This window comes from Chryseobacterium sp. JM1 (genome assembly GCF_000737715.1).
GTDB lineage: Bacteria > Bacteroidota > Bacteroidia > Flavobacteriales > Weeksellaceae > Chryseobacterium.
Genome location: NZ_JPRN01000002.1, coordinates 194,979 through 221,882, shown reverse-complemented (window position 1 = coordinate 221,882; position 26,904 = coordinate 194,979). Strand labels below are relative to the sequence as shown.

General features: G+C 36.8%; 26 protein-coding genes. 11 read left to right on the top strand and 15 right to left on the bottom strand.

Annotated features, from left to right (window positions below; all coding sequences use genetic code 11):
- Nucleotides 1-5: 5 nt before the first annotated feature.
- Nucleotides 6-1,538, bottom strand: a complete 1,533-nt coding sequence (locus tag IW22_RS03220; RefSeq protein ID WP_034724101.1) for a hypothetical protein — start codon at nt 1,536-1,538, stop codon at nt 6-8.
- 305 nt (nt 1,539-1,843) lie between these two features.
- Complete coding sequence (locus IW22_RS03215; protein ID WP_034724100.1) at nt 1,844-3,385, bottom strand: glycine--tRNA ligase; 1,542 nt, start codon at nt 3,383-3,385, stop codon at nt 1,844-1,846.
- A gap of 293 nt (nt 3,386-3,678) precedes the next feature.
- On the opposite strand from IW22_RS03215, the gene IW22_RS03210 reads away from it, so the two are divergent.
- Genes IW22_RS03210 through IW22_RS03200 form a run of 4 tightly spaced genes read left to right on the top strand, consistent with a single transcriptional unit; the run spans nt 3,679 to nt 6,902 of the window.
- Nucleotides 3,679-6,087, top strand: a complete 2,409-nt coding sequence (locus IW22_RS03210; protein ID WP_034724098.1) for a hypothetical protein — start codon at nt 3,679-3,681, stop codon at nt 6,085-6,087.
- A 2-nt stretch (nt 6,088-6,089) separates the two neighbouring features.
- On the top strand, nt 6,090-6,383 hold the full coding sequence (locus IW22_RS03205; RefSeq protein WP_051891004.1) for a hypothetical protein: 294 nt from the start codon (nt 6,090-6,092) through the stop codon (nt 6,381-6,383).
- 48 nt (nt 6,384-6,431) lie between these two features.
- A complete protein-coding gene (locus IW22_RS24305) occupies nt 6,432-6,605 on the top strand; it encodes a hypothetical protein (protein ID WP_165571861.1) in 174 nt (57 codons plus the stop codon).
- Nucleotides 6,606-6,608: 3 nt separating this feature from the next.
- On the top strand, nt 6,609-6,902 hold the full coding sequence (locus IW22_RS03200) for a YrhB domain-containing protein (RefSeq protein WP_051891001.1): 294 nt from the start codon (nt 6,609-6,611) through the stop codon (nt 6,900-6,902).
- Between the two features lie 186 nt (nt 6,903-7,088).
- On the opposite strand, the gene IW22_RS03195 is transcribed toward IW22_RS03200, so the two are convergent.
- Complete coding sequence (locus tag IW22_RS03195; RefSeq protein WP_034724096.1) at nt 7,089-7,601, bottom strand: hypothetical protein; 513 nt, start codon at nt 7,599-7,601, stop codon at nt 7,089-7,091.
- Nucleotides 7,602-7,806: 205 nt separating this feature from the next.
- Between IW22_RS03195 and IW22_RS03190 the strand changes: the two genes are divergently transcribed.
- Both IW22_RS03190 and IW22_RS03185 read left to right on the top strand, forming a co-directional pair.
- Nucleotides 7,807-8,502 (top strand): pseudouridine synthase, encoded by a 696-nt coding sequence (locus IW22_RS03190; protein ID WP_034724095.1) that lies wholly within the window; start codon nt 7,807-7,809, stop codon nt 8,500-8,502.
- Nucleotides 8,503-8,737: 235 nt separating this feature from the next.
- Nucleotides 8,738-9,775, top strand: a complete 1,038-nt coding sequence (locus IW22_RS03185; RefSeq protein WP_034724094.1) for a quinone-dependent dihydroorotate dehydrogenase — start codon at nt 8,738-8,740, stop codon at nt 9,773-9,775.
- 29 nt (nt 9,776-9,804) lie between these two features.
- On the opposite strand, the gene IW22_RS03180 is transcribed toward IW22_RS03185, so the two are convergent.
- Together IW22_RS03180 and IW22_RS03175 are read right to left on the bottom strand one after the other, a co-directional pair.
- A complete protein-coding gene (locus IW22_RS03180; RefSeq protein WP_034724092.1) occupies nt 9,805-10,692 on the bottom strand; it encodes a hypothetical protein in 888 nt (295 codons plus the stop codon).
- A gap of 22 nt (nt 10,693-10,714) precedes the next feature.
- Nucleotides 10,715-11,959, bottom strand: coding sequence for a DUF445 domain-containing protein (locus IW22_RS03175; protein ID WP_034724090.1), 1,245 nt, complete (start codon nt 11,957-11,959; stop codon nt 10,715-10,717).
- Nucleotides 11,960-12,098: 139 nt separating this feature from the next.
- Here IW22_RS03175 and msrB point away from each other — a divergent pair, with 139 nt between their 5' ends.
- From msrB to IW22_RS03160, 3 genes are all read left to right on the top strand, one after another.
- Nucleotides 12,099-12,545 (top strand): peptide-methionine (R)-S-oxide reductase MsrB, encoded by a 447-nt coding sequence (gene msrB, locus IW22_RS03170; RefSeq protein ID WP_228383986.1) that lies wholly within the window; start codon nt 12,099-12,101, stop codon nt 12,543-12,545.
- A gap of 128 nt (nt 12,546-12,673) precedes the next feature.
- Nucleotides 12,674-13,429, top strand: coding sequence for a murein L,D-transpeptidase catalytic domain family protein (locus tag IW22_RS03165; RefSeq protein WP_034724087.1), 756 nt, complete (start codon nt 12,674-12,676; stop codon nt 13,427-13,429).
- A gap of 33 nt (nt 13,430-13,462) precedes the next feature.
- Nucleotides 13,463-13,843 carry a hypothetical protein gene (locus tag IW22_RS03160; RefSeq protein ID WP_034724086.1) on the top strand — a complete coding sequence of 127 codons (381 nt, stop codon included), beginning with the start codon at nt 13,463-13,465 and terminating at the stop codon, nt 13,841-13,843.
- Between the two features lie 66 nt (nt 13,844-13,909).
- Here the strand turns inward: IW22_RS03160 and IW22_RS03155 are convergent, their stop codons facing one another.
- From IW22_RS03155 to IW22_RS03110, 10 genes are all read right to left on the bottom strand, one after another.
- Nucleotides 13,910-14,983 (bottom strand): serine hydrolase domain-containing protein, encoded by a 1,074-nt coding sequence (locus IW22_RS03155; protein ID WP_081873880.1) that lies wholly within the window; start codon nt 14,981-14,983, stop codon nt 13,910-13,912.
- A gap of 88 nt (nt 14,984-15,071) precedes the next feature.
- Nucleotides 15,072-15,626 (bottom strand): helix-turn-helix domain-containing protein, encoded by a 555-nt coding sequence (locus IW22_RS03150; protein WP_034724085.1) that lies wholly within the window; start codon nt 15,624-15,626, stop codon nt 15,072-15,074.
- Nucleotides 15,627-15,649: 23 nt separating this feature from the next.
- Nucleotides 15,650-16,891 (bottom strand): beta-ketoacyl-ACP synthase II, encoded by a 1,242-nt coding sequence (fabF, locus tag IW22_RS03145; RefSeq protein ID WP_034724084.1) that lies wholly within the window; start codon nt 16,889-16,891, stop codon nt 15,650-15,652.
- A 2-nt stretch (nt 16,892-16,893) separates the two neighbouring features.
- Nucleotides 16,894-17,319: a PaaI family thioesterase gene (locus IW22_RS03140; RefSeq protein ID WP_034724082.1), complete on the bottom strand. Its 426-nt coding sequence runs from the start codon at nt 17,317-17,319 to the stop codon at nt 16,894-16,896.
- Nucleotides 17,320-17,329: 10 nt separating this feature from the next.
- Nucleotides 17,330-18,598 carry an acetyl-CoA C-acetyltransferase gene (locus IW22_RS03135; RefSeq protein WP_034724080.1) on the bottom strand — a complete coding sequence of 423 codons (1,269 nt, stop codon included), beginning with the start codon at nt 18,596-18,598 and terminating at the stop codon, nt 17,330-17,332.
- A gap of 10 nt (nt 18,599-18,608) precedes the next feature.
- The gene (locus IW22_RS03130; protein ID WP_034724078.1) at nt 18,609-19,214 is read right to left on the bottom strand and encodes a TetR/AcrR family transcriptional regulator; all 606 of its coding nucleotides are present in this window, start codon (nt 19,212-19,214) and stop codon (nt 18,609-18,611) included.
- A 114-nt stretch (nt 19,215-19,328) separates the two neighbouring features.
- Nucleotides 19,329-19,730, bottom strand: coding sequence for a hypothetical protein (locus IW22_RS03125; protein WP_034724077.1), 402 nt, complete (start codon nt 19,728-19,730; stop codon nt 19,329-19,331).
- A complete protein-coding gene (locus tag IW22_RS03120; protein ID WP_034724076.1) occupies nt 19,730-20,863 on the bottom strand; it encodes a hypothetical protein in 1,134 nt (377 codons plus the stop codon). The genes IW22_RS03125 and IW22_RS03120 overlap by 1 nt, the downstream gene beginning before the upstream one ends.
- Nucleotides 20,864-21,006: 143 nt before the next feature.
- A complete protein-coding gene (locus IW22_RS03115; RefSeq protein ID WP_034724075.1) occupies nt 21,007-21,426 on the bottom strand; it encodes an OsmC family protein in 420 nt (139 codons plus the stop codon).
- An 88-nt stretch (nt 21,427-21,514) separates the two neighbouring features.
- Nucleotides 21,515-22,381, bottom strand: coding sequence for a helix-turn-helix domain-containing protein (locus IW22_RS03110; RefSeq protein WP_034724074.1), 867 nt, complete (start codon nt 22,379-22,381; stop codon nt 21,515-21,517).
- A gap of 257 nt (nt 22,382-22,638) precedes the next feature.
- On the opposite strand from IW22_RS03110, the gene IW22_RS03105 reads away from it, so the two are divergent.
- Together IW22_RS03105 and IW22_RS03100 are read left to right on the top strand one after the other, a co-directional pair.
- Nucleotides 22,639-23,517, top strand: coding sequence for an AraC family transcriptional regulator (locus IW22_RS03105; protein ID WP_034724073.1), 879 nt, complete (start codon nt 22,639-22,641; stop codon nt 23,515-23,517).
- A 417-nt stretch (nt 23,518-23,934) separates the two neighbouring features.
- Nucleotides 23,935-26,895, top strand: coding sequence for a SusC/RagA family TonB-linked outer membrane protein (locus IW22_RS03100; RefSeq protein ID WP_081873879.1), 2,961 nt, complete (start codon nt 23,935-23,937; stop codon nt 26,893-26,895).
- Nucleotides 26,896-26,904 lie beyond the last annotated feature (9 nt).

Here is a 26,904-nt window from a genome sequence, read left to right as displayed (position 1 = left end):
TTTTTTTAATAGTTCAGTTTTTCTAAACGGAGCTTATTGAATTTTTCTTTTTCGTTGTATTCACGGAGGAGAATGTAGCCCTCTTTTCCTACGTAGGGCGTAACGGCGTAATTGTCTTTCTCAGAAATAGGAATGATTTCCTGCTTGAATTTTCCATCGATCACCGTATTAATGAAAAGGTTCCATTTTTTCTGTCTGGTGACTTCATCTTTCTGATAGTCGCGGTAGAAGAATACTACATCTTTTCCACCGTTGAGGTATTGGGAGAAAAGGTAATCGCTGTTGACCCATTTTGACTTTTCTTTCTCAAAAACCTGGATATTTTTAATCTTGAAATCCTTATCCGTATACACATAAACGAGATCCGTCGTTTTAGGAGCATTGTACTGTCCGGCAGGTTTGTATTTTTCTGTAAGAATTCCTACACTTCCGTCATTCATAAAGTACATATCTTTGGTTTGAAGCATATAACCGCTTTCTACCATACCATTGGTGTTGATTTTCGGAAGATAGGACGCAAAATCCGGCTTGAAATTGATTTGTTTTGTATCTACCGTAAAATCTGATTTGTTCACCATCATTCTGGCATATCCAATATAATCATTCTTGGCAAAATTTCTTCCCAGAAGAACAATCTTGTCGTCAAATGTCTTATCATTATCAAGGCTGCTGTCATAGCCCACAGCGAAACTGTCGATGAGGTCTATGGTGGTGTCGGAAAGTCCTGTAATCGGCTTATTAGAGGCTTCTTTTCCTGTCTTCATATCGATTACGACCATGCTGAAAGATTTTTTATCGTCGTCCTCCTTTTTCATGATGCAGTACATGTATTTCTCGTCTCTGTCCAGAACGGATAAGGTGGAGAAAACCTTTTTGGTACCATCAGTATTGTATTTATAGCGCCACAATTCTTTTTTATTATCATCGAATTTAATGATGCTGTTGTTGTTCACATACTTTCCGAAGTCTTTGTATTCTACGGCAAAGTAGCCACCTTCTTTTACTTCTCCAACCGCGGAAACATAATTGTAACCCTTTTCCTTTTTCTCTTCCCGGTTTTCTTTACGCTGTGCTTTCCAGTTTTTAGGCTCGTTAATTTCCTTGAATGTTCCGTCTTCAAGATAATCGTAATATACTTTTCTTTTGATGGTATTGGTTTTCGGATCGATGACCATAGAAACCGGAGTGAAGACCTCTCTTGATTTTACCAGAGAATAATCCATCATGGAAGGTCTTAAGATGATCTGTCCCTTAAAGTCAACATATCCGCGGTAAGAAGCGGCTGTAATGTCGCCTTCAAATTCTTTATTGGCAACAGGATTAAGGTTTTTATCCAGAATTACATATTCGAATTTCTTGGTTCTGTCACCAGTTTTTCCGTAAGAATAAAGGGATACATAACCGTAAAGATTGTCTTTGTCATCGAAGAGGGCATTCATTCCCACATGATCACCGGCAGCCAGTGCAGTAAGGTCCTGAGTCTGGGAATAAGCCAGCATCTGAACAAGCCCGAATACCAGTAAACTTATTTTTTTCATAGTTATTATTTTGCCAAAAATAATAAATTAACGAATACGCCGGAGAAGTTTCATTTTCTTTATTCATTTTCTAAATAAAACAGTTGAGCAGAAAAGGTTTTATCTGATGATGAATTTTTCTAAATATTAAAAACCTTATAGATCTCGAAGACCTATAAGGTTTATATGATGAATATTAATAGAAAGAATCAGCGTTATCTGCAGGATCAGCGAGCGTTAAAAAATCTCATGCAGATTGTACAGATTAAACAGATATTTATGCTGATAAATAGCAATAAAAAAGCCCCAAGTAATGGGGCTTTAGTCTATAGTTTAGAAAGTAAATTTCTGAAGTTTGTTTTTTCGTCGATGATTCTTCTTAATTCAGAAACAGGAACTCTTTCCTGCTGCATCGTATCTCTGTCTCTTATGGTCACTGTGTGATCTGTCAGAGAGTCGTGGTCGATGGTGATACAGTAAGGAGTACCGATCGCATCCTGTCTTCTGTAACGTTTTCCGATCGCATCTTTTTCTTCATAGAATAAGTTGAAATCATATTTCAGGTCGTTGAAGATCTTTTCAGCATATTCAGCAAGACCATCTTTTTTCATTAACGGAAGAATCGCTGCTTTGATTGGTGCCAATGCCGGTGGTAAAGATAAAACTGTTCTTTCTGAACCGTCTTCCAATACTTCGTCTTTAAGACAGTGTGAGAAGATAGAAAGGAATAATCTGTCCAGACCTACAGAAGTTTCCACTACGTACGGTACATAGTTTTCGTTTCTTTCCGGATCGAAGAACTGAAGTTTTCTTCCTGAGAATTCTTCATGCGCTTTTAAGTCGAAATCTGTTCTGGAGTGAATTCCTTCCAGTTCTTTGAAACCGAATGGGAAATTAAATTCAATATCAGCCGCTGCATTCGCATAGTGGGCCAATTTCTCGTGATCGTGGAATCTGTAGTTGTCATCTCCTAAACCTAAAGCAAGGTGCCAGTTCAGACGTTTTGTTTTCCACTGTTCGTAGAATTCAAGTTCAGTTCCCGGAGCTACAAAAAACTGCATTTCCATTTGCTCAAATTCACGCATTCTGAAGATAAACTGTCTTGCAACAATCTCATTTCTGAACGCTTTACCGATTTGTGCAATACCGAAAGGAAGTCTGTGACGTGACGTTTTCTGTACATTCAGGAAGTTAACGAAGATACCCTGAGCCGTTTCCGGTCTCAGATAAAGATCCATGGCGCTGTCTGCGGAAGCTCCAAGTTTCGTTCCGAACATTAGGTTGAACTGTCTTACTTCCGTCCAGTTTTTAGAACCTGTGTCAGGATCAGCGATTTCAAGCTCTTCAATTAAAGCTTTTACATCAGCAAGGTCTTCATTTTCCAGAGATTTGGCCAGTCTTGAAAGAATAGCCTCTCTTTTGGCGCGGTATTCCAGAATTTTTGGATTCGTTGCTACAAACTGAGCCTTATCAAAAGAGTCACCGAATCTTTTCGCTGCCTTTTCAATTTCTTTATTCTCTTTATCTTCAATTTTCGCGCAGTAGTCTTCTACCAGAACATCTGCTCTGAAACGTTTTTTAGAATCTTTATTGTCAATCAATGGATCGTTGAAAGCGTCTACGTGGCCTGATGCCTTCCATGTGGTAGGGTGCATAAGGATCGCGGAATCAATACCCACAATATTTTCGTTAAGCTGTACCATAGCTTTCCACCAATACTGTTTGATATTGTTTTTTAATTCGGCACCGTTCTGTCCATAATCATAAACAGCGGATAAACCGTCATAGATCTCACTGGAAGGGAAAATAAAACCATATTCTTTAGCGTGAGAAATCACTTTCTTGAAAACATCTTCTTGCTTTGCCATAATTTTTTTACGTCTGATGTGCAAAAATATGAATTTGGATTCCAAATTCATGAAATTCAATAAAAAAAGCAGAAAAAAAGCTTTTGAATATCTGTTAAGAAGAATAAGTTTTTAAGAACGCCAGTTTTCTACTTCTGACCATAAACATAATAATGAATGTATAAATATTGATTATAACGCGACAGCTTTTGTCGTTTTCCGCATTCATATTTGCTTTAATAGATAATGTAAGTTTTAAAAATCAATGATTTCCTTGTATATAAATCAGATTTGTAATCAGTAAAAACACACCAATGAACAGAAAAAAATATTTTCAAGATTATGATGATTTTTACGAAGAGAGCCAAAGAATGCTTTGGGCTTTTCAAAATAAAGTATTGAAAGAAATTCCGCAGCAAAACAATTCATTAGCCAAAGCCACGCAAACAGCAGATAAGGTTAGCAATATTTCAGAATCATTTTCGGATGTTACAGACTGGATCACAGATGAATATGTTGATCTGGAAGCTTTTGTTCTTAGAATAAAGGCAGCAAACAGTGGAATGAATGATTATCAGTTTTCTTATAATCCACAAGAATTAGAATCCAACATTGAGCATAAAAGTGTTCAGAATAAGAATAATGGATTTATTCAACTTAAGATATATAGAAACCCTAAAATAGGCAATGTAAGTGTTAAATGGAAAGATTCACGGATCACCCAAAAAATAGATCTGCGCAATAAGAAAGTCTATTACAGGCTGCATTTCTATTATGTAAACAGCCGGGAAACAGCTTTTGTTCTGGAGACCTTCTTGTATCAGGACTTCAGAGATCTGAATATACTACTAAACTATGGAGATGTGGATCAGTACGAGGCAGATTATAATTACTTTCTTCAAAATTTCGCCAATGCTTTGCGCAATGAGAAAAGTGCAGAAAGACTAAAATTTATCTATGAAAATATTCCGGAATCCATTTTGTCAGGTATTTCCCGTTTTGTAGATCATGAAGTGTTTTTTGAGCATCTGGATATTCTTTCAAAAGATGATGATTCTGATATCTTCAAAGACAGCAGTACAGCGGTGATACAGATCTTCAAGGCATTTGGAAACCCAATACCTATTCTGAATTATTTCAGGGAGAATCCTTCAAAACTGAACAGAATCTATTATAACCTGGATAAAAGCAGTGAACATAACGGAAAGCTTTTAAGTAACCGTATGATTCTTGCCAATATCATGTTAGTTCTTTCAATATTTTCGAAAAATGTCCAACAAAAGAAAACAGCCCAAACTTTTACGATTGGAAAAGGATTTAAAATTAACAGTACTATTCTGGAGGGCGGAATTTTCCAGAATAATGATGATAATTACCGGGATACTTTTTTCCTGCAGCAACAGAAAGAAGAACAACGGAACGTAAAAGTTATTCCAAAAGAGGGTGATCCTGATGAGAAGGAAACTGTAATCACTGATTTAGACGACGGAACACAATATCACCCTTTAGATATGGTGTACCTTATTGATATTAGTGGTGAAAAGGAAGTCTCTTATTTTGTTCCTGCTATTTATATAAAAGCACTGGCAGATGAACAGGAATGGGAAGTTGTGTTACAGAATATTCGGATAGCAGCGGATATTGTAGCTGTGATTCTCGGAATATTAACCCTCCCAACAGGGAATCCATATTTTCTTTTACTTGCTATTGCTGATATTTCCCTTGCAGGAGCGGATTTTACGATACAGGCTTTTAAAGAAGAAATTTTGAAGTATGAAGGAGGGAAAGAGTTTTTGGAGGTTTGGGAGAAAATATATGTCTATGGAGGTTCTGCTTTAATAGCAGCTAATATTGCAGGAGGTTTTTATTTAGGAGCAGCCAGAATTCTTACTAAAATAACGGAAGGAGAGGTTAAAAATTATTTGAAGTCTTTAGTTATCAAAGTTGTTTTAGAAACGAATATTACTAATTTTACAGAAGACTCTATAAAATTATTGTCTTCAGGTAAAGAAGCTTTTTTTGATTCTAATTACCTGCTAAGACTGGTTCCAGTACAAAGGCTTATAGATAAAGGTGTTCTTATAATTTCCGGAAAAGCTGTTGAAAGCAAAAGCTATCTGAAAGAGTACGTTTTTATTTATAAGGGAGAGAAAATAGCTGCCGGTTCTGCTGCTGAGGTGAATAAAAAGCTTGCTGGAGCATTGAAAGCAGGCGCTAAGGATGAGGAGATTACGGCTTTTCTGGATAATTTAGAAAGACTTTCTAAAATAGAATCGGGAGAAGCATTCAAACATCTTTATGAAGTTCTTCCTCTACTTAATAAGAAAATAATAACTTTTGATGGTAAAGAAGTTTTAGTTGAAGTATCGAATACACATTGTGTAAATATGGTTATAGCAGTTGATGAGTACCTAAGAACAGGAAAAATTTCATTAGCTCTTCCTTCAGGTAATCAAAAGATTGAAGTTCTATCCGATTTTTACAACAAAAAATATAATAGATTTACATATTTTCAAAGGATTGATATTAATCAGCAGTTAAAATTAAAAATGAAGGAAGGGGAAATGGGAATTATATTTGGAGAAAGAGATTATCCTGAAATCGGACACGTCTTTAATGTAATTAAAAGAGAAGGGAAATTATATTTTCCTGACGGGCAAGCAGGTAAAGAAGCAAATCTTAATGATGGGTTTATATTTTTTAAATATTTAAAATTAGAATAACTATGTATACAGAGCAAGAAATCTTGAAAATAGCAAAAGAGTATGTTTTAGACTCAGAAAAAGTATTTAAAATGCCAATGATTTTGTTAGAATTATATACTATAAAGAAAAGTTATGGATATGTCTTTTTTTATAATAGTAAAAAGAAGTTTGATAATCCAGAAAGTGAGACTGAAATTTTAGGGAATGCCCCGTTCATAGTTGAAACTAAATCAGGCCGAGTAATTGAATTAGGAACAGCAAGGTCTTCTGCATATTACATAGAAGAATACGAAGCAGGCAGATGGCCGAAATAAATATAGCAGACTACTTTTTTTGTAGTCTGTTTTTCTTTAAAAAAAGTAATGAAAGAAGGAGAAAGAGGAATTATTTTTGGAAATAGGGGGGCTGAGATTCCAGGACATGTTTTTAATGTCATTAAAAAAGATGAAAAGTTTTTATTTGTGGATGGACAAAGTTGGGGTAATGCTAACTTAACAGATGGTTTTATATCATTTAAATATTTAAAAACGAATTAATATATGCTAACAGAAAATGAAATATTAGAAATTGCTAAAAAGTATATCGCTTTGATTGAAAAAGAATCAAAAATAGAGATAGTACTTATTGATAAAAAAATTGCAAAAAAATCATATGGAACTATCTTTTTTTATACAAGCAAAAAATGGCTTGAAACAGGAGATGATAGATATGCTATTGCTGGAAATGCTCCTTTTCTTATAGAAAGTGAAACAGGAAATATTATTGAATTTGGTACTGCTCATATGCCTAATTATTATATTGAAGAATATGAAGCTGGAAGATGGCCAAAATAAATACAACAGACTGCTTTTTTAGTCTGTTTTTATTTGCAAAGTAAATAGAAAAGAGAATTATTTTGGTTTATAGGATACTAAACCTAAAAACATAGGAGGCTAACACTTACGGGCAACCTCCTTTTTCTTCCTTAACGGTAAGGTTTTATGTTAATAGTCTTAAAGATTAAACATATTACGCGGGCTTTAGAAACTATAAGTAATCCCAACACTGTTTCCGCTAAGGTCAAGTTTATACGAGGTTGTTTTCGTTTCGCCTGTACCACCAGTCTGATTCTGTGTATTGATAGCCTTTTTCATGTTTTTTCCTGAGCTTATGGCAAAAGGAATTCCTATTCCGATGGCTCCCAGACCGATTCCTACCAATCCCCAGCCGCTTTTATCTTTTTGTTTATAAGCAACACCGTTATGATACGCCGTTTTCGTCCTGAATATTTCTTTAGCCAATCCAAACCCTACAAAACCACCACCTATAGCTCCAAAGATCTGTGCTATCGTACCGTTGGTATTCGCTTTTTTCATGTAGCCTAAAGCTTCAGGGTTAGTGAATACCTTTTTGTATTCAGAGAACTTGAATTTCTGATCTCCTTTGATAAAAAATTCACGGTTATTCTTCCCAAGTTTAAGAGAATCTGAAACCTGTGCAGAGGTCGAAATAAAGAAAAAGGCCATGAATAAGGCCGAAAATAATAGTTTCATAAAGTAATTTTTCCGCGAAAATAGAAAAATAAAATAAATATCTGCAAAACCTCGTATTCTTTTCAGGAGCCGGGAACCTGCTTTCGCTACTCGCTCTTTTTTGGATTTGGCGCGGCGGCAGAGCCGCCGCGCCAAATCCAAAAAAGGAGCTCAAACATGCCGCTCGATCAGGGCTAAATCGGTCAAAAATATCTACTTTTGTCCCATGTTAGAAATTCTGTATCGTGACGAGCATATTATCGCCATCAACAAACCCAGCGGATTACTGGTACATAAATCTTTTTATGCGGGAGAAGCTGATACTTATGCTATTCAGGAATTGAGAAACCAGATTGGACAAAAAGTGTTTCCTGTGCATCGGTTAGACCGGAAAACTTCGGGTGTCCTGCTGTTTACTTTAGATAAAGATACCCTTAGAATAATGAGCGAGCAGTTTGCATCGCGCAACGTGGAGAAAAAATATCTGGCCATTCTTCGGGGTTGGACAAAAGAAGAAGAAACGATTGATTATGATTTAATTAATGAAAATGAAGTCAAACAAAATGCAGTTACGTATTACCGTCTTTTGCAAAAATCAGAAATCAATTTACCTTTTTTAAAACATCAGACTTCAAGATATTGTTTAGTGGAAGCTACTCCTGAAACGGGAAGATTTCATCAGTTGAGAAAACATTTTAAACATATTCTGCATCCTATTTTAGGTTGTCGTAAACACGGTTGCAATAAACAGAATAAATTGTGGCTTCAAACATTTGGCATTACCAAGATGACACTTCACGCCCATCAATTGGTTTTTAGTCACCCAACTTCTAATGAAAGAATTACGGTAAATGCCACTATAGATGAAGAGTTTAAAAGAGTAGGAGATATTTTGAATTTCGATTTCAGCGCGTATTCATAATTTAAAAACAAAGCTTAAATGTCAGCTTCATCAAATCAATTTGTTGATTCATTATTTGTTCACTCAAAATAATACATCTTAAATTAAAATCTTTGCGAAAAAAATATCTCGCAGATCCCTCTGATATTATTATTAGTGTCATTTGTGAAAACCATTCGTGCTATTTGTGTTGAAACTATCTCACATCAAGATTTCATTTATTTTAAAATGAGTATTTTTGTAAAACTTTTTTTCAATGTACAAAAGTATCATCAGACCCATTCTCTTCAAATTTGATCCCGAAGAAGTTCATCATTTTACATTTTCAATGCTTAAAAAATTTGGATTTCTTACCAAATTATTTTTTCCAAAACCTATTGAAGACAAACGTTTGGAAAGAGAAGTTTTCGGATTGAAGTTTAAAAATCCTGTAGGATTGGCAGCCGGTTTCGATAAAAACGCCGTCCTGTTCAATGAGCTGGGAGATCTTGGTTTCGGATTTGTAGAAATCGGAACCGTAACACCAAAAGCTCAGGCAGGGAATCCTAAGAAAAGACTGTTCCGTCTCATTGAAGATGGTGGGATTATCAACAGAATGGGATTCAATAATGATGGTCTTGAAGCAGCAATCGAAAAGCTGAAATCCAACAAAGGAAAAATAATCATCGGAGGAAACATTGGAAAAAACACCCATACAACCCCTGAAAATTACACCCAGGATTATCTGGACTGTTTTGAAGGCCTTCATCCCCATGTAGATTATTTTGTATTGAATGTAAGCTGCCCGAATGTGGGAAGCCACGCCAAGCTGGAAGATGTAGACTATCTACGTGAACTAATTACGGAAGTAAAGAAAATCAATCAGTCAAAATCGGTACAGAAACCCATACTACTTAAAATTGCCCCAGATCTTAATAACGCTCAGTTAGATGAAATAGTTGAACTGATTGCAGAGACAAAGATTGATGGTGTGATTGTTTCCAATACCTCTGTCAACCGCGAAGGTCTGAAAAGCTCTCCTGAAGTTTTAGAACAGATAGGAAATGGCGGACTGAGTGGAAAACCCATCCGTGAAAGAAGTACAAAAATGATCAAATACCTTTCCGATAAAAGCAACAGAGCGTTCCCGATCATTGGAGTAGGAGGAATTCATTCGGCTAAAGATGCGATCGAGAAATTGGATGCAGGAGCTAGTCTGGTACAACTTTACACCGGATTTATCTATGAAGGCCCGGAACTGATCAATGAGATCAACAAAGAAATTTTAAAGAGAGCCAGCAGGCTTCCGAGATAAAGTAAAAAGAGAGCTTAAGGTTCTCTTTTTTATTTTGCCTTTACGACAGAGGCATTTTTTATATCTACCGTAAGACTGTACGCTGCTGTAGATGAGGATTTTTTAATTTTATACTTTAAAATTTTCCGATCCTGGGATTTTGTTTCTGTAGTGTCATAAATGTTTTCCAGACAGCTTTCAGTCAGGAATTCTTCATAGTTTTTATAATTCCAGTCTTTGGTGAAGTACAGAATTCTGTAGCCTTTTTCCCCTTCGCTGGCCCCGCATCTTCCGCATGCATTGAAATTGGAAGAATGTTCAAAATATAGTAAAATACGGTTTCCATTGTCTCCTGATGCATAAGAAATCAATTGGTTTCCTCCATGTTTATTAATGAAATCAAACGTATTGATCTTTTTGTTGTTGGGTAACGTCAGGTAATTGTTATAACGGTAAATCATATCATTTCCGGTAAACAGTTTGGCCGGTTGTGTTTTTTTATCCATATAAAAGTTCCCGGTGATAGAATTTTCTTTAGGGTTATCTGTCGTAAAAGTAATAGACTCTTTGGGATTCAGGGCTTCCGCAATTTCTGCAGTTTTTTCCACTTTCTGAGGCGAAGTGATCTGATCTTTCAACAGTTTGGAATTCTGCTTTTGTTTGTTTCCAAAATGGTATAAAGACAGTTTCCCATAATCATAAATACCCGTCAGAGGGATCTTTTTCTGATATTTATCGTAATAATACCAGCCGTCTACAAAATATTGATACAGGCTGCAATCTGCAATCCCTGCGAAATGAAGCTGCATGGTAACGGGAACTCCCGCAATTTCGCCTTTGAAAATCTGTGAGGAATCGGTTACGGCCTTGAGTTCAACCTTCTGGCAGAAACAGAGGACAAAAAGAGGGAGGAATAATGTAATAAAAAGTTTTTTCATGGTTTGGTTGGTGAATAGTTTTTTAAATGAAGAAGTTGGCAATGGTGTAGATGATCAGTCCCACCAATCCGCCGACGAGTGTTCCGTTGACCCGGATAAACTGCAGGTCTTTTCCCACTTCCAGTTCCAGCTTTTCGCTCAGTTCTTTGCCCTGCCAGTTTCCAACAGTAGAGCTGATGAGGTTTCCGAACTGATGGGTATTTTTAAGGATATATTTGTAAGCCGTCACTCTGACCCAATGATCAATTTTATTCTGAAGATTTTCGTCCGTTTTTAAATTTTGGGAAAATTCATTCAGATTTTTAGTAAGATAGCCTTTGAGTGAAGACTGATCATCCTGAAGCTCTTTCATTAATGTTTTCTTGATAGAAATCCAGATATCACTGGAATATTCATCTAACTTATCACTTTTCAGAAGACCGTTTTTAATGGTTTTAAATTCATCATCCCATTTCGGATCTTCCTTCAGATCAGTAGAGAATTCATGGATTTTTTGAGTAATCAGATTGCGGATTTCATGTTCCGGATCTTCTTCTATTTCTTTGAAAAAATCTGAAAGCCCACTTGCAATTTTATCAGCGATTTTATTGTCAACAAAAGACGGTATGAATGAATAGCTTCCCTTTTCAACGCGTTCTTTGATCATTTCATCATTCTCGATAATATATTCTTTGATCTGTTTGGAAAGATTGGTAATGATTCTCTGATGATCATTTTTCTCCAGAATATAAGTGATCCCGTTTCCAACCACTTTATTCAGCTTAATGTCATCCGTCATTTCAGAAACTTTCTTGCTGATAAACTGGCTTACTGAAGTATCATCAAGCTTATTGAGAATGTCCAGAACAATGTCCGAAAGATTCCTGATCAGGATATCCTGGCTTTTTTCCTTCGCAAGCCATTCGCCGACAAAGTTTGAAATTTTAAGCTTCTGGATATAAGGACGGATATTTTGTGGCGAAAGAAAATTGCTTACCACAAAGCTGCCAAGATTGTCACCTAACCTCTGTTTACTGTTTTCAATAAGATTCGTATGCGGAATCGGAAGACCCAGCGGATGCCGGAATAAAGCGGTCACCGCGAACCAGTCTGCCAAAGCCCCTACCATTGCTGCCTCGGAAAAAGCCCTTACATAACCTAACCAATGCGAAGGGTTTGATTTCTGAAGGAGCGTAGTGGCAATGAAAATAATGGCCATCAGGACAAATAATCCGGTGGCAAATGCTTTATATTTTCTCAGTTGTTTTCTTTTGGCTTCATCATTCATATTCTCAAATTTACTAAATTTGGTCATGAGATGAGTTTAATTGAAAGTAAAACTCATCATGAAATGTTTAACTTTCATTATATTATTAATCATTCTGCAGGCGTGTCCGCAGAAATTTCAGCCTGTTAAAACTGTTCCTATGGAAAATAAAGAAGCAAAAAACAATCCATACTACTCCAGAACCGATACTTCAAAACTGGATATTCCCAACGAAGAATGGAAAAAAATCCTTGCTCCCGACTTATATGCAATATCGAGAGAAGCTGCTACGGAAAGAGCTTTTACCGGAAAATACAATGAGTTTGATGAGATCGGGGACTATTATTGTGCCGTTTGCGGTAATCATCTGTTCCGGTCCACTTCGAAATTCAGCAGCAGCTGCGGATGGCCAAGCTTTTTTGAAGCCGATAAAGAAGGCGTATATTACAAAAGAGATACAGCCTACGGAATGGAAAGGGTAGAAGTGCTCTGCAAACGATGTGATTCCCATCTGGGACATGTTTTCGATGATGGTCCGAAACCTACGGGACTTCGGTATTGTATGAATTCTGTCAGCCTGGAATTTGTTGGAGATTCAGAGAAATAAGCCCTTTTAATTCACGAAATCAGGAAGTTAAAGTTTCTTAAATTCAGTTAAACTTTCCGCGTTTATAACAGGCTGGTAATTATGTTTTTATAATTTTGCCTCACTAATTTGGAATTTAATAGTATTGAATGAGAGGAATTTATAGTGTATTAGGCCTTGTTTATATGGTCACGACTTCATTCTATCTTTCGCCGGGAAAGGCAGCAAAGACTGGGAATGTGAATACAGCAAAAATTGAAAAAGTAGCTGACACGAAATCTGAGAAGACTGCCGCCAAAGCATCTTCATCAGAAGAATTGTACAAATCAATTCCATTTGATCCTGAGCATGAATTGAATTATGAAGTATTCTCAAAAGCATTAACAGGATTTGAAAATTTAAAAAAAGCAGGATTGCTGAATCAGGACTCGCATTTATTGACTATCTGCGATTTTTCTATGTCTTCGAATACAAAAAGACTTTGGGTGATTGATACCAACGAGAAAAAGGTACTGTTCAATTCACTGGTAGCACACGGAAAAAATACAGGCGAAGAATTTGCTGCGAATTTTTCTAATACGGAAAGTTCGCTGCAGAGCAGTTTGGGATTTTATATCACGGATGCCACTTATCAGGGAGACAACGGATATTCTTTGAAACTGCTGGGAATGGATAAAGGATTTAATGATGCAGCCTACAGAAGAGCGATCGTAATGCACGGAGCAGATTATGTAAGCGATGAATTTGCATCAATGCACAAAAGAATCGGAAGAAGCTGGGGATGTCCCGCCGTACCGAAAGCATTGACACAACCCATCATTAATACCATAAAAGGACGTAACTGCCTTTTCATCTATTATCCCGATCAGAAATACCTTTCTTCTTCGGAATGGCTGAAATCTTAATTGAGAGTAATAACCGTATAAAAATAGTATAATTTGAAAAGCACAAGCGATTCTGTACCTGCCATAAGGTTACTTAATAATCCCGATGGCACAAGTACTTTCGAGATAGGAAAAATTCCTACTTTGAAGCAGATGAACATAAAAACTTTTTGGATCAGTACTACTACTGAAGAATGGGAAAAAGAAGTGCACACTGCCCCAAGAAAGCAATATGTAGTAACGCTGAAAGGAAAGATCCGGTTTAAGGTAAGTAATGGTTCCACATTTCATATCGAACCTGGAATTATCCTTCTGGCAGAAGATGTAGAGGGCGAGGGGCACAGTTGGGAAATAGAAGAAGGAGAACAATGGGAACGGTTATATATTCCAATGGCAGACAATGCGGATGATTTTTTTATACTGGATTCTGAGTAAGAATCTGCCATCTCAAGTAAGAAAGGTAAAAGCAAAAAGCAGTCAATTTTGACTGCTTTTTGTTGTTTATTGGGTTTCTATCCTGATGATTTTCTTTCCGTTTTCTCCCAGATAATGAGCAAGTAATTTATCGAATACTTTGTAACCGTTATCTGAATTGGTGAAAATCAGAAGTCCCTGTTTGGTTTTCGGAAAAATCATCGTAAGGCAAAATGTTCCTGAGTCAGAACCACCATGTGACAATGCATATTCTCCATTACCCAGGTCGTAAATAACAAAGCCTAATCCATAGTATTTGTTTTTCCTGGTTTGAACCTGTCTTTTCATCATCTGCAGATAAAGATCATGGTTAAGATGTCCTCCGTTAAGAATATCAGCGAGAAAGTTTCCATAATCTTCTACTGTTGTGTGCAGATCATCAGCTGCATTTTCCAATTTATTTTCCTCTGTTTTATAAGGTTTTCCATTTTTGTCGTAGCCTGTGGCAAATCTGTTTTTATCTGTGTTTTCATCCCAAATATAATTGGTGTCATTCATTTTTAGAGGTTGAAATATAAATTCTCTTGCTAATTGTTCCAGTGGTTTTTTGAATTTGTTTTCAATGGCTTTTCTCAGATATTCAAAACCTTCTCCTGAATATTGAAATTTTGTTCCCGGGTCAAAATCAAAACTTAATTTTTTGTTTTCTTTCATGTATCTCCAGTTGGGAAAGCCTGTTTGATGACTTAATATTATTCTTGTCGTCAACTGTTTGTTCCTTGGATCATTGGCTATATCCGGATCGGTCCAATATGTATAAACCGGTTCATCAAGATCCCATTTTCCTATATTCACCAGATGTAATGCTACCATTGCAGTAATTGGTTTGGTAAGTGATGCTACATTGAAAATCGTATTGTAAGGTGCTGAAATATTGTCTTTAGTTTTTCCGAATACTTTAATCTGTTTTAATGTGCCGCCTTCTATAATGCCAAGCCCAAGAATGGGAACTTTAAGTTCGTGGAGCCAATTTTCAATTTCTTTATCACGATCAAAAATTGAATCTGTAATGTAATGGCTGCTTACTTTTTCTGCCTGAGCATTGGTATTCGTAGAAAACATGAGGAGAAATAATAAGGTAAAATAAAAGAGTTTTGTCATTGTCTTATTTTTTTTGACAAAGATTAGGTTTCTTATTTTTAGCACAAAAAATAGAACCTGACAAAAACCCGACAATCATCCGACAAGGTTATATGAGGCTGAAATTCAGTTTGTAAAGAAGTTCTTTGTTTCTGTCTATTTCAGCTGAGTTTCTAAGGATAATAAAAATATTGGACAGGAAAATCAAGATGATCATGATAATCGTAAGGGCAGGTCCGGGTTTTAAGAAGATGCCCAATAGAAATGTGACAGGTGCAAATATGGTCCAAATGATCTGAACAGAAATTATTTGCTTTACGATGGCGTTTTTCTGTTTTAGTTTAAACATCAGAAAAAGAGGGACCAAAATATTTAATGGAGGTAGAAACATACAAGGGATAGAAGAAAGATTGATCACCTTTATTAAAGAATAATTCGCAGGAATTTGATCTTCTTTAATTTCAAGATCTTTTGTCTCGATTTCTATGTTTTGAAACTCGCTTTCGGTTGTTTCTAAAGCTTTGGCCAAAACCCGAAGCGTATGACCTTTTGGTTGGGTTCCTGCTTCTATCCGTTGTATTGTCCTGACAGAAATACCAGAGCTCTCGGCCAACTCTTCCTGAGTCAGATTTTTTCTCTCTCTTATTTCTTTCAATTTGGACATGTTACTGTATGTATAGTACGAAATTAATTAAATTTCTTGAAAACCAAAGTCGCATTGTGTCCTCCGAATCCAAAGGCATTGCTTAGCGCGAAGTTGATGTTCTTCTCTTTTGCTTCTCCAAAAACGATATTCACATCCTTAGGAATGCTTTCGTCGATAGTATGAAGATTGATTGTAGGTGGAATAATTCCCTTTTCTACAGCTTTAATAGAAAGAATAGCCTCCGCCGCACCTGCCGCACCCAATAAGTGTCCGGTCATGGATTTTGTTGCACTGATATCAAGTTTTTTGTTTCCTCCGAATAATTTGCTGATCGCTTTTAATTCTACCAGGTCTCCCAGCGGAGTAGACGTAGCGTGAGGATTAAGATAATCAAGATCATCTAAATTGGCTCCTGCTTCTTTCATAGCCAGCTGCATCGCTTTAATCGCGCTCACTCCATCCGGATGAGGTGCCGTCATGTGATAAGCATCTGCAGTCATAGCAGCACCTGCCAGTTCAGCATAAATCTTAGCGCCTCTTGCTTTGGCGTGCTCATATTCTTCAAGAACAAGGGCTCCTGCACCTTCACCCATGACAAAACCGTCTCTGTCTGTGTCATAAGGACGGCTTGCGGTGGTAAAATCATCATTTCTGGTAGACATGGCCTTCATAATGGAGAAACCTCCTACAGAAGCCGGTGTCACAGCAGCTTCAGAACCACCACTGATGATTACTTTGGCCTTTCCAAGACGGATATAGTTGAAAGCATCCATTAATGCTGTATTTCCCGTTGCACAGGCTGAAATTGTAGTGTAATTGATTCCCTGAAGACCAAACTTCATAGAAATCATTCCCGAAGCCATATTGGCGATGAACTTAGGAACAAAGAAAGGATTAAACCTTGGTGTCCCGTCACCTTCTGCAAAATTCATGACTTCAGTTTCAAAGGTGAGCATACCGCCCTGTCCGGTTCCCCAGATCACTCCGGTATCAAACGGATCCATTTTTTCCAGTTCCAGTCCGGAATCCTGAATAGCTTCTGTGGAAGCATACATCGCATATTGTGAAAACAGGTCGCTTCTTTTTATTTCGTTGTGGGTCAGGTGAATTTTCGGGTCAAAGTTTTTCACTTCACAGGCGAAGTGTACCTTAAATTTTTCTGAATCAAAATGGGTAATTAAACCTGCGCCGCTCACCCCGTTAATACTGTTTTGCCAAAAATCTTCGACATTGTTCCCCAAAGGCGTCACAGCGCCCATTCCTGTAATGACAACTCTTTTCATATCTAGTTATTAATTTTGAATAGATTAGAGGTTCCCCTGGCAATCAGTCTTGTTTTGTCTGCGTTCCATATTTCGCATTGCGCATTGACAAACTGCCGGCCTCTTTTTATAATTTTCGTTTCGGCTACAATATTATCATTTTCTTTTGCAGTTGAAAAATAATCGATCACATTATTGATGGTTGTTATGAAAGAATTTTCGTTCAGAGAGAACATCGTGGCTCCAATGATGTCGTCAACGATGGCTGCGGTTACCCCGCCATGAAGATTTCCTATCGGGTTCAGCCATTCCGGTCTTACTTTATACCGGAACTCGAGATGTCCTTCTTCCACAGAAAGTACAATAGGATTGAGCCATTTCATAAACGGTGATGGTGACTGGTCAAACTCCTTTCCGATGAATTGCTGCAGTTGTGCTAATCTGTCCATATTTTTTGTTTTATTTTTCTAAAATCATAGTGACACCCTGTCCGCGTGCTGCGCAGATGGAGATAAATCCTTTTCCGTTTCCTTTTTCGTGGAGCAGTTTGGCCAGAGTACCGATAATTCTTCCACCTGTAGCTGCAAAAGGATGCGCTACAGCAAGACTTCCGCCTTTTACATTTAGTTTGCTTCTGTCAATTTTTCCCAATGCTTTTTCCAGACCGAATTTTTTAGCGAGATCATCATTTTCCCAAATCTTGATGGTGGCCAGAACCTGAGCGGCAAATGCCTCATGAATTTCATAATAATCAAAATCTTCAAGACTCATCCCAGCCTTTCTAAGCATTCTGTCAGCTGCAAAAACGGGCGCCAGAAGCAGATTTTGCTTGTTTGCCACATATTCAATTCCTGCCACTTCTGAGAAAGTTACATACGCTAAAATAGGAAGGCCATTGGCATTTGCCCATTCTTCGCTGCCCATTAAAACGGCTGATGCACCATCTGTAAAAGGTGTTGAATTTCCGGCGGTCAATGTTCCGTTTTCTTTATCAAATGCAGGTTTCAGCTGGGAAAGTTTTTCAATGCTAGTATCTCTGCGGAGGTTATTGTCTTTATCAAGGCCGAAAGCAGGAATAATCATATCATCGAAAAATCCTTCGTCGTAAGCTTTAGCCATATTCTGATGACTTTTTAAAGCCAATTCATCCTGTTCTTCGCGGGAGATGTTGTAATATTTGGCTGTGATCTCTGTGTGTCCACCCATCACCAGACCTGTTTTGGGCTCCTGTCCTTTGTAGGGAATCGGCATCCAGTCTTTCAGTCTTGGGCTTAGAAGCTGTTTTAACTTTCCAAATACTGATTTTTCTTTATTGGCTTTTAACAGGGCTTTTCTTAATCTTGGAGCAGATTCAAACGGGATGTTACTCATGGCTTCTACACCACAGGCAATGCCGCTTTCTATCTGTCCCAGTGCAATTTTATTTCCAATATAAACGGCAGCTTCAATTCCCGTATCACAGGCTTGCTGAAGGTCGCATGCAGGCGTTGCAGGATCCAATGCTGTATTCATTACGGTTTCTCTAATGAGGTTGCTCTCGGAAATATGTTTGATCACAGCTCCTCCGGCTACTTCACCCAGAAGTTTTCCCTGTAAATGATACTTGTTGATCAGTCCGTTGAGCGCAGCTTCCAGAAGTTCCTGATTATCCAGGTCCGCATAGGCTGTATTGATTCTTGAGAAAGGAATTCTGCTGTATCCTACGATAGCCACTTTTTTTGTTTCCATATTGAAAAATTTATGAGGGAAGTATTTTTAATTCTTTGTCGATCATGAATAATATCCTGTCTAAAGCCATATGCAGATATTTTTCTTCTTCTGTGGTTTTGGCAAGCAGGATTCCGCCTTCTACCATCATGATGAATAATGATCCGTATTCGTCTGAATCTATGGTCTGATGGATCTCTCCGTTGTCCTGCCCGTCTTTAATGACGGATGCTATTTTTTTGATCCAACCTTCAAACGATTGGGTCACCTGTTTCTTCAGACTGGGAAAAGTATCATCAGCTTCTGTGGCTGCGTTCATCAAAGGACAGCCTCCGTTTTCAAAGACTGTTTTCCAGTTTTTCCGGTAAAAATTGACAAATGCATTGAGTTTATCAATGGTCGTTGGAAACTCTTCTCCTAAAGATCTGGCCATGTTTTTGGATAACAGGCTGGAATTGTATTTGTAAACTTCCAGTGCCACTTCATCTTTGTTGCCGAAGTTTCCATAGATGCTTCCTTTGGTCAGACCTGTAGCTTCCGTGATGTCAGATAAAGACGTAGACGTATAGCCTTTAGTATTGAACAAAGACGCTGTTTTCTCAATGATAAACTGTTTGGTCTTTTCTGCTTTTGACATTTAAGTGTTTAATTTCAATGCAAATATACAAAAATATACCGATTGGTATATTTTATTTTAAAATAAAACCCGAGTCAAATCATAACCCAGATTTTTATAATTTACATAAAAACTTTACTCTTTATGTGTCCAGCCTCTTTGAGTTGCTAGTCCTTTTAAACGCTTTGCCTTCTTTTTTATTTGATTAGTATTTTCAACCATACTGTAATCTATAATTGAATGGCCATCAAAAGGATTATTGTCTTCCTGTACTTTTAGATCTCCAATAGAATCTACTTCAGAAACAGTAACTGATAATACCCCTGCCGATTGAAGAGTTGCAGTGTAATGTGTAAAAGATTGTTCAGCAGAAAACTTTTCACCATTATAAACAGATAATTTTTTATGATCCTTTTCAGAGGGGGTAAATGCTAATGAAGCAATATTGTTTTCTGCTAAGAATGCTTGCGAAGAAACTGTATCATTTTGAACCCAAGATGGATGTATTTGTCTATGTAATAATGTTTTTTCAGTCATCAAATAATATTTTTTGAGATGATGTCATTAATTTCTTCCCAGCTAGAATCAATGCTTAAGTCAATTCTTTTTTGAAAATCCTCATTATCATTATTCATATCAAAATAAAGTAATTCTGCATTTAAATCATGTAAACTCACTTCTAGGGAAATTTCGATATCGTTTTTTTTCCATTCGAGTACAATATCACCATTTAACGTGGGAAATATTGCAGGAAGCTGTAAATTGGAGTTGAAATAATTTTTGAAATAACTTTCAAAAATGTTGGTTTTTTCTCGGTCTAAGGCCTTACCCTGTACTCCATCGTACCATTTTTCTTCTAACAAAAGAAGATCTTGTAATCTTACATTAACATCATAAGGGTCTAATATATCCATTGATTGTATATCTTCAATATGTACAAGTTTAAATTGTTCATTATATACACCTGTGGCTTTTAACGATACTAATGTTTTATTTTCATATTCTTGAAATGCTAAATTGATGGTATCAAAAAAATCAGTGACTATCGGATGCTCAAAAGTTGAACTATTTAATTCGATATTAAAAATTTGATTTTTTTTATCAATTGAAGATATTAGAACATTTTCATGAATAATCTCGGAATATCCAAGTTTTTCTTTTCTCGATAGTAATATCTTTCTTCTGGTATTTCTACTAAATTTGACATTTCTTATTGAAGAGTTTAAAAAATCAATCGATTCATCTTCTTCTAAATTTTTACCAATTCGATTAAAATAATTGAGAAATTTACTGTCAATAGTCGCCGACTTACCAGAATTTGCATCTTCAACTAATTCAAAAACCTTATCTCTGGCTTTTTCAAAGTAACTAAAATACTCATCATTAGCAACCTGTATAGTAGGGTTTGTAAGACTTGTTGTAACAGCAATTAATATTTTGGTGATCGTACTCCCCTCTTCAATTTTAGAAAGTTTTAAATATACATTATCAGAAAATCCCTTGGGAACTCTTTTTCTCTTTGGATTCTCTTTAAGATATATTGTTTTTGCAAGTTCAAAAATTAACTCTTCAAAAGCAGAAAAGTCTTCCATAAGGCTAACTGGAAGTGTGTGGTCATTGAAACGATGACCTTCGAGTTTTGGCGATATAAAAATTTTTTCTGTTGACATATCTGCTTAAAATACAAATTTATACAAATTTAACTCTTGGCAAAAAAATTGAAATGAAATTTTTGAACAGTATTATTTATCCAAATATGAAAATAATATACGACAAAACCTGTCGTATATTATTTGGAAAATTCTAAGCATTTTTATTGTTGCAAAGTAGCATTCAAAGTAATTTCAAAGTTGAAAGCTGCACTCACCGGGCATCCTTCCTCTGCTATTTTAGCGAATTTCTGGAATTCTTCTTCTGAAATTCCCGGAACTTTTGCCGTTAAAGTCAGTTCAGATTTTGTAATTTTTCCTACGCTTGGATCAAGAGTGATGACGGAAGTTGTTTTTAATTCTTCAGGAGTGAAACCTGCCTGAGAAAGTTCAGCACTCAGTTTCATCGTGAAGCATCCTGCATGTGCAGCAGCAAGAAGTTCTTCAGGATTGGTTCCCACTCCGTCTGCGAAACGGCTGTTGAAAGAATACTGGGTTTCGTTTAAAGTTGTACTTTGAGTAGTTAAATGTCCTTTACCTTCTTTGATGTTACCGTTCCAAACGGCTGTTGCGTTACGTCTCATAATGTTTGCTTTTTGTTATTTTTAATATATTGATTTTGATGATACAAAGATAGGGTGGTCGGAAGCCGGATTCAATAGATAAAAAGGATTAAATATTGTACTTTTTTCCCGACGTGTAGTTTTTCTTGAAATTAGCGGGTGTATTTCCCGTTTTATTGGTGAAAAGCCGGTTGAAATAAGCCGGATCCTCATAGCCGAGATCATACGCGATTTCTTTCACAGGTTTATCGGTGTAGAAAAGGAGTCTTTTCGCTTCCAGTAAAATTCGGTTGATGATCAACTGGTTGGGAGATTCTATATTCAGGCTTTTAAACTTATGTGTTAATGTTTTCGGAGCCATATGAAGGAGCTCCGCATAATCTGCTACATTATGTTTTTCTCTAAAATGAATTTCCAGATACCTGCTGAAGTCTCTGAAAACATCCAGTTCAGTGCCCGGAATTTTCACCGTATCATTATTAAGATGCTGCTTTTTCCAGTTTCTGGTCGCACGGATGATGATCTGTTTTACATACGTACGGATCATTTCCTCAGCAGAAGAATCTTTCCATTGTAGCTCATCTTTTATATGCTGGAATAAATTTTTAATGTCGGAAGTTTCAGAATCGGTCAGCTCTACGAAAGGAATTTCAAATACATTATGGAAAAGAAGTCCGTCACAGGCTACTTCTTTATCATGAATTTGGATGCAGTAAAAATCACGGTTATAATACAGAAGCATAGATTCCTCCTGTCCTTTTTCTATTTTCAGATGTTGGCTGGTGAGAAAGAACAGGGTAGGTTTTGATACCTGATAATGATTAAAATCTACAGTGAGTTCATAGCCTTCCGGAATGAAAAGAATTTTGATGTCATATCTGAATTGAGTCCCATTGATCTTCTCCAGATTGTTCTGGGAGAATAGTTCAAGGCCGAGTTTTTTATAGTGATCTTCAAAAATAAGCTGCTGCTGCATACAATTACTTTAGCTTAAAGATACAAAAAAGAAGGTTTTGGCAGTATTAATAAATAGAAAGCTGTTCCTGATGACCGGATTTCATAGGTCTAAAAAGGTTTTTATTATCCATTTCAAGCCTTACTTTCAACTTTTGTTTCGTTTTTTTAATCAAAAACATAGAAAAAATAAAAATTATATATTAGTTGATTGGTTTTTTATCAATTTTGTAAAAACGTACTGTATTGAATTATAACTTTAATTTCTTCAAAGATTAGATGAGTAAGCTAGAAAATATTTTGAGAGAAATAACGCCATTATCTCCCGAGGACAGTTTTCTTGTGTTTGACCGGATAAAGGCATCTTTCGATTTCCCCTATCATTATCACCCGGAAATTGAGATCAATTTTATCAGCAAAGGAAAAGGATACCGCCGGATGATCGGGGATCACACAGGAGAGATCGGTGACATCGAACTGGTGTTGGTAGGTCCGAATCTTCCGCACTGCTGGGCCAACCATAAGTGCAAAAACCGGAAAACCCATGAGATCACGGTGCAGTTCAATCAGGATTTTTTTAACCAGTCGATGATGGATAAAAATATTCTGAAACCCATCAGCAACCTGATGAAGGACTCCATCCGGGGCATTTTGTTTTCTCAGGAAACGGCAGAAAAGCTTAAAGACTCCTTTTTCAATTTATCCAAAATGAACAGTTTTGAGTCATTCATTGAGATCATGAAAATTCTGAATGAACTGGCCATTGCCGAAGATAAAACGCTTTTATCCTCGTACAGCATCGAATCGGAAACCTTTGCAGATAATGATAAAATGAAGATTGTACACGATTTTGTGCATAAGAATTTTGAAAGTAAGATTACACTTCACGATGCAGCTTCTCTGATTAATATGAGCAGTGTTACTTTTAACAGATTCATCAAAAAAAGAACGGGTAAGACTTTTGTGAATTATCTTAACGAAATCAGAATCAGCTATGCTGCAAGGTGGCTTATGGAGAAGAATCTGACCGTTTTTGAGACTGCTTTTGAAGCCGGCTTTAATAATATTGCCAATTTCAATAAAGTTTTTAAATCTATTAAGAAAACTACGCCTACTGAGTTTAAAGAGCTTTTTAAAGGCGTGAAGAAAATAGAGTAACCCTTTTTAAATTAAGGAAATACATTGTTTATATACTCACAATCCGGATCGTTTTATCCGGATTTTTTTATGAATATCAGATGCATTTTAATCAAAAAGTGTTAAAAAAATGTCATATCAAAGGCTGAAAAGTAATAAGTTGGAAAATGGCCTATTTTACTGCAAATCAGAGGATAAATGAGATGCGTGAAAAAGACCTGAATAAATAATATCGTTTTATGATAAAATAACATTATATCCAGCTGTTAACAAAATTTAGATTTGCTAATATGAATTAAATCTTATCAAAACTTTAATTATTTGAGGAGTATAGAACAGAATGTTGCGGAAAAAAGAAGATAAATAATGTTTTATACCGTTACCAATATTTAAAGGGATGTCGTTGATTCTCAAATAAATCTTAATAAAACTAACCTTATGAGAAAAACTGTTATACCGGTTTTATTAGTTTTTTCTTTGTCTGCTTACGCACAGGAAACTAAAAAGGCAGATACTGCTAATACAACTAAAATAGAAGAGGTGGTGGTGACCTCTTTGGGGATTAAAAGGCAGGCTCGCTCCCTTACGTACTCCAGCCAGCAAATAGGTGGAGATGAACTGACGGAAGTGAAAACGCCCAATTTTTTAAACTCTATCAGTGGAAAAGTTTCCAACGTACAGATCAATAGAACCAATGGTGTAGGAAGTTCGGTGAGGGTTTTAATGAGAGGAAATAAGTCTGCCAACAACAGCCAGCCGCTTTATGTGATAGACGGAATACCTATTATTAACGGGGTTGGAAAGTCCGCGGAAGCCAGCCAGTATTCTACAATGCCTGATGCAGGAGACGTTTTAAGCTCCATCAATCCGGATGACATTGAAAGCATGAACTTCTTAAAAGGGGCTTCTGCCTCCGCTCTTTATGGCTCTATGGGAGGTAACGGGGTTATACTGATTACCACTAAAAAAGGAAAATTAGGGAGAAGTTCTATAACTTACAATACGAGTCTGACGGTAGATCAGGCCTATAGTCTTCCCAAGCTGCAGCATAGCTATCTTTCTTACGATCCTGCAGTTTCCGGTCAAGCTCCTGGTGTTTCCAATGAAAGCTGGGGTGCAAAAGGTGCTTCTAAGGACCACCTGAAAGATTTCCTGCAAAATGGAACGACATGGGTGAACAGCCTTTCTTTCCAGTCAGGAACTGAAAAATCTACGAATTATTTCTCAATAGGAAATACCACTAATAAAGGGATTATTCCTTCTTCTTATTTCGATCAATACAATGTTTCTTTCAGAAATTCCAGTAAGTATCTGAATGATAAGTTAACGTTGGATGCTAATTTTATTGGCTCTTTACAAAACAGCATCAACAGACAGACTCCCGGTATTTCTTTTTCGCCTTTAGTGAGTTTATATTGGCTGCCAAGAGGAGTAGATTTTGACCAATATAATAACAGCAACTATTCTTATATAGACAAATCAAGATTATTACCTGGTCAAAACTGGTGGGCTGTAGGACCGGACGGAAAATTCAACGGAAATCCTGCAACACAAAACCCGTATTGGATATTAAACAGAAATAGAGTTACTGTTAATAACAAAAACACATATACCGCTGTATCCCTGGCCTATCAGATCAATCCTTGGTTATCTGCAAGGGTAAGAGGAAACTATAGCTGGAACATTACCGACAGCCAGAGAGGGGTCGCAACCTATTCAGATCCAAATCTCATTACGAGTAACGGAATTAATGGAAGACTTCTTCAGAACAAATACGAAAACTCTTCTACTTATGGTGATGTTTTATTAATAGGTAGTCCAAAACTGAGCGAAGACTTTTCATTAGACTTTACAGTTGGGGGAAGTATCAATACCTCAAGAAATACAGTAACAGAAATTGATAATGCATATTTGGCGATTCCGAATTTGTTTACCCTCAGTAATCTGCAGTGGAATGTAGATAGGGGTGTAGGAGATGGATTTCATAATATAAGTTACAGTACCAAAAAACAAATACAGTCGGTTTTTGCAAGTGCATCATTAGGCTATAAAAATATGGTGTATGTAGATATGACCTTTAGAAATGATTGGGATTCTACATTGGCTTTAACAGGAACTAACGGGTACGATTATGAATCTGTAGGGGTGAATGCGGTATTATCCTCCATCTTCAAACTGCCTGAAACCATTAATTTTTGGAAAATAAGAGGATCGTACGCTACCGTAGGATTAGGATTGCCTGCCAATCTAACAACGGCAACTAACCTATATGATACTGTTTACGGATATAACGTAGATGCCGGTCAGATTGTAAAACCTAAATACTCACTTGTGACAGATCCTGCTTTCAAGGAATTATTTGTAAAGCCGGAACTCAATAAAACGTTTGAAGCCGGAACTGAATTAAGATTGTTCAAAAACCGTTTAAGTTTTGACATCACGTATTACAATTCAAATGCTTCCAACCAGCTTTTGGCGCTTGATATTTCTTCTAACTTAGGAGGTTTACCATCCGGTTCCTATTATGTAAATGCCGGAAAAATACAAAATACTGGTTTTGAATCTTCTCTGTCCTATAAAATATTTGATTCAGAAAAATTCGGCTGGACGGCTAATTTAAATGGGTCTACCAACAAAAATAAAATTGTAGAATTATTTCCATCCAGTATAAACGTTCCGGAAAGTCAGCTTCTTGCACTTACCGGGGGTGGCGCTTATACGAAACTTAAATTGGGTGGCTCTTTCGGAGACATCTATGGGATCAAATTCCTGAGAGATGACCAGGGGAGAATTTTAGTTGATGCTGATGGAAAACCTATGGCAGATAAAAACCTTGGGTATTTAGGTAACCCGAATCCTAAATTTATGTTAGGGTTTGGCAACACTTTTAATATTGGAAAATTGGGAATTTCTTTCCTGGTTGATGGGAAATTCGGAGGCAAAGTTCTTTCTCTTACAGAAAAAGCAAATGATCTGCTTGGGGTAAGCCAGAACAGTGCTTCTGCCAGAGATGCAGGCGGAGTAGCCATCCCGAACGCGGTATATGCACCGGGAACTCCGAATGCAGGAGCTGCATACACCGGGTTGACCGATGCTAAAGCTTATTATAAAACTGTAGGAGCCAACCAGGAAGGAGCCGGAATTGATGAAGCCTATATCTACAGTGCAACCACAGTAAGACTGCGTCAGGCGTCTATAGCCTATACTTTTGATATCAACTCCGCTTACCTGAAAAATGCAACCGTAAGTATAGTGGGTACCAATCTATTTTTCTTTTATAAAAAAGCACCGTTTGATCCTGAGCAGGTTTCAGGAAACACACCTGGTGGTGTAGGAGTGGATTCTTTTGGGATACCAATTACCAGATCTATCGGATTATCATTAAAAGCTAACTTCTAAATATACAAT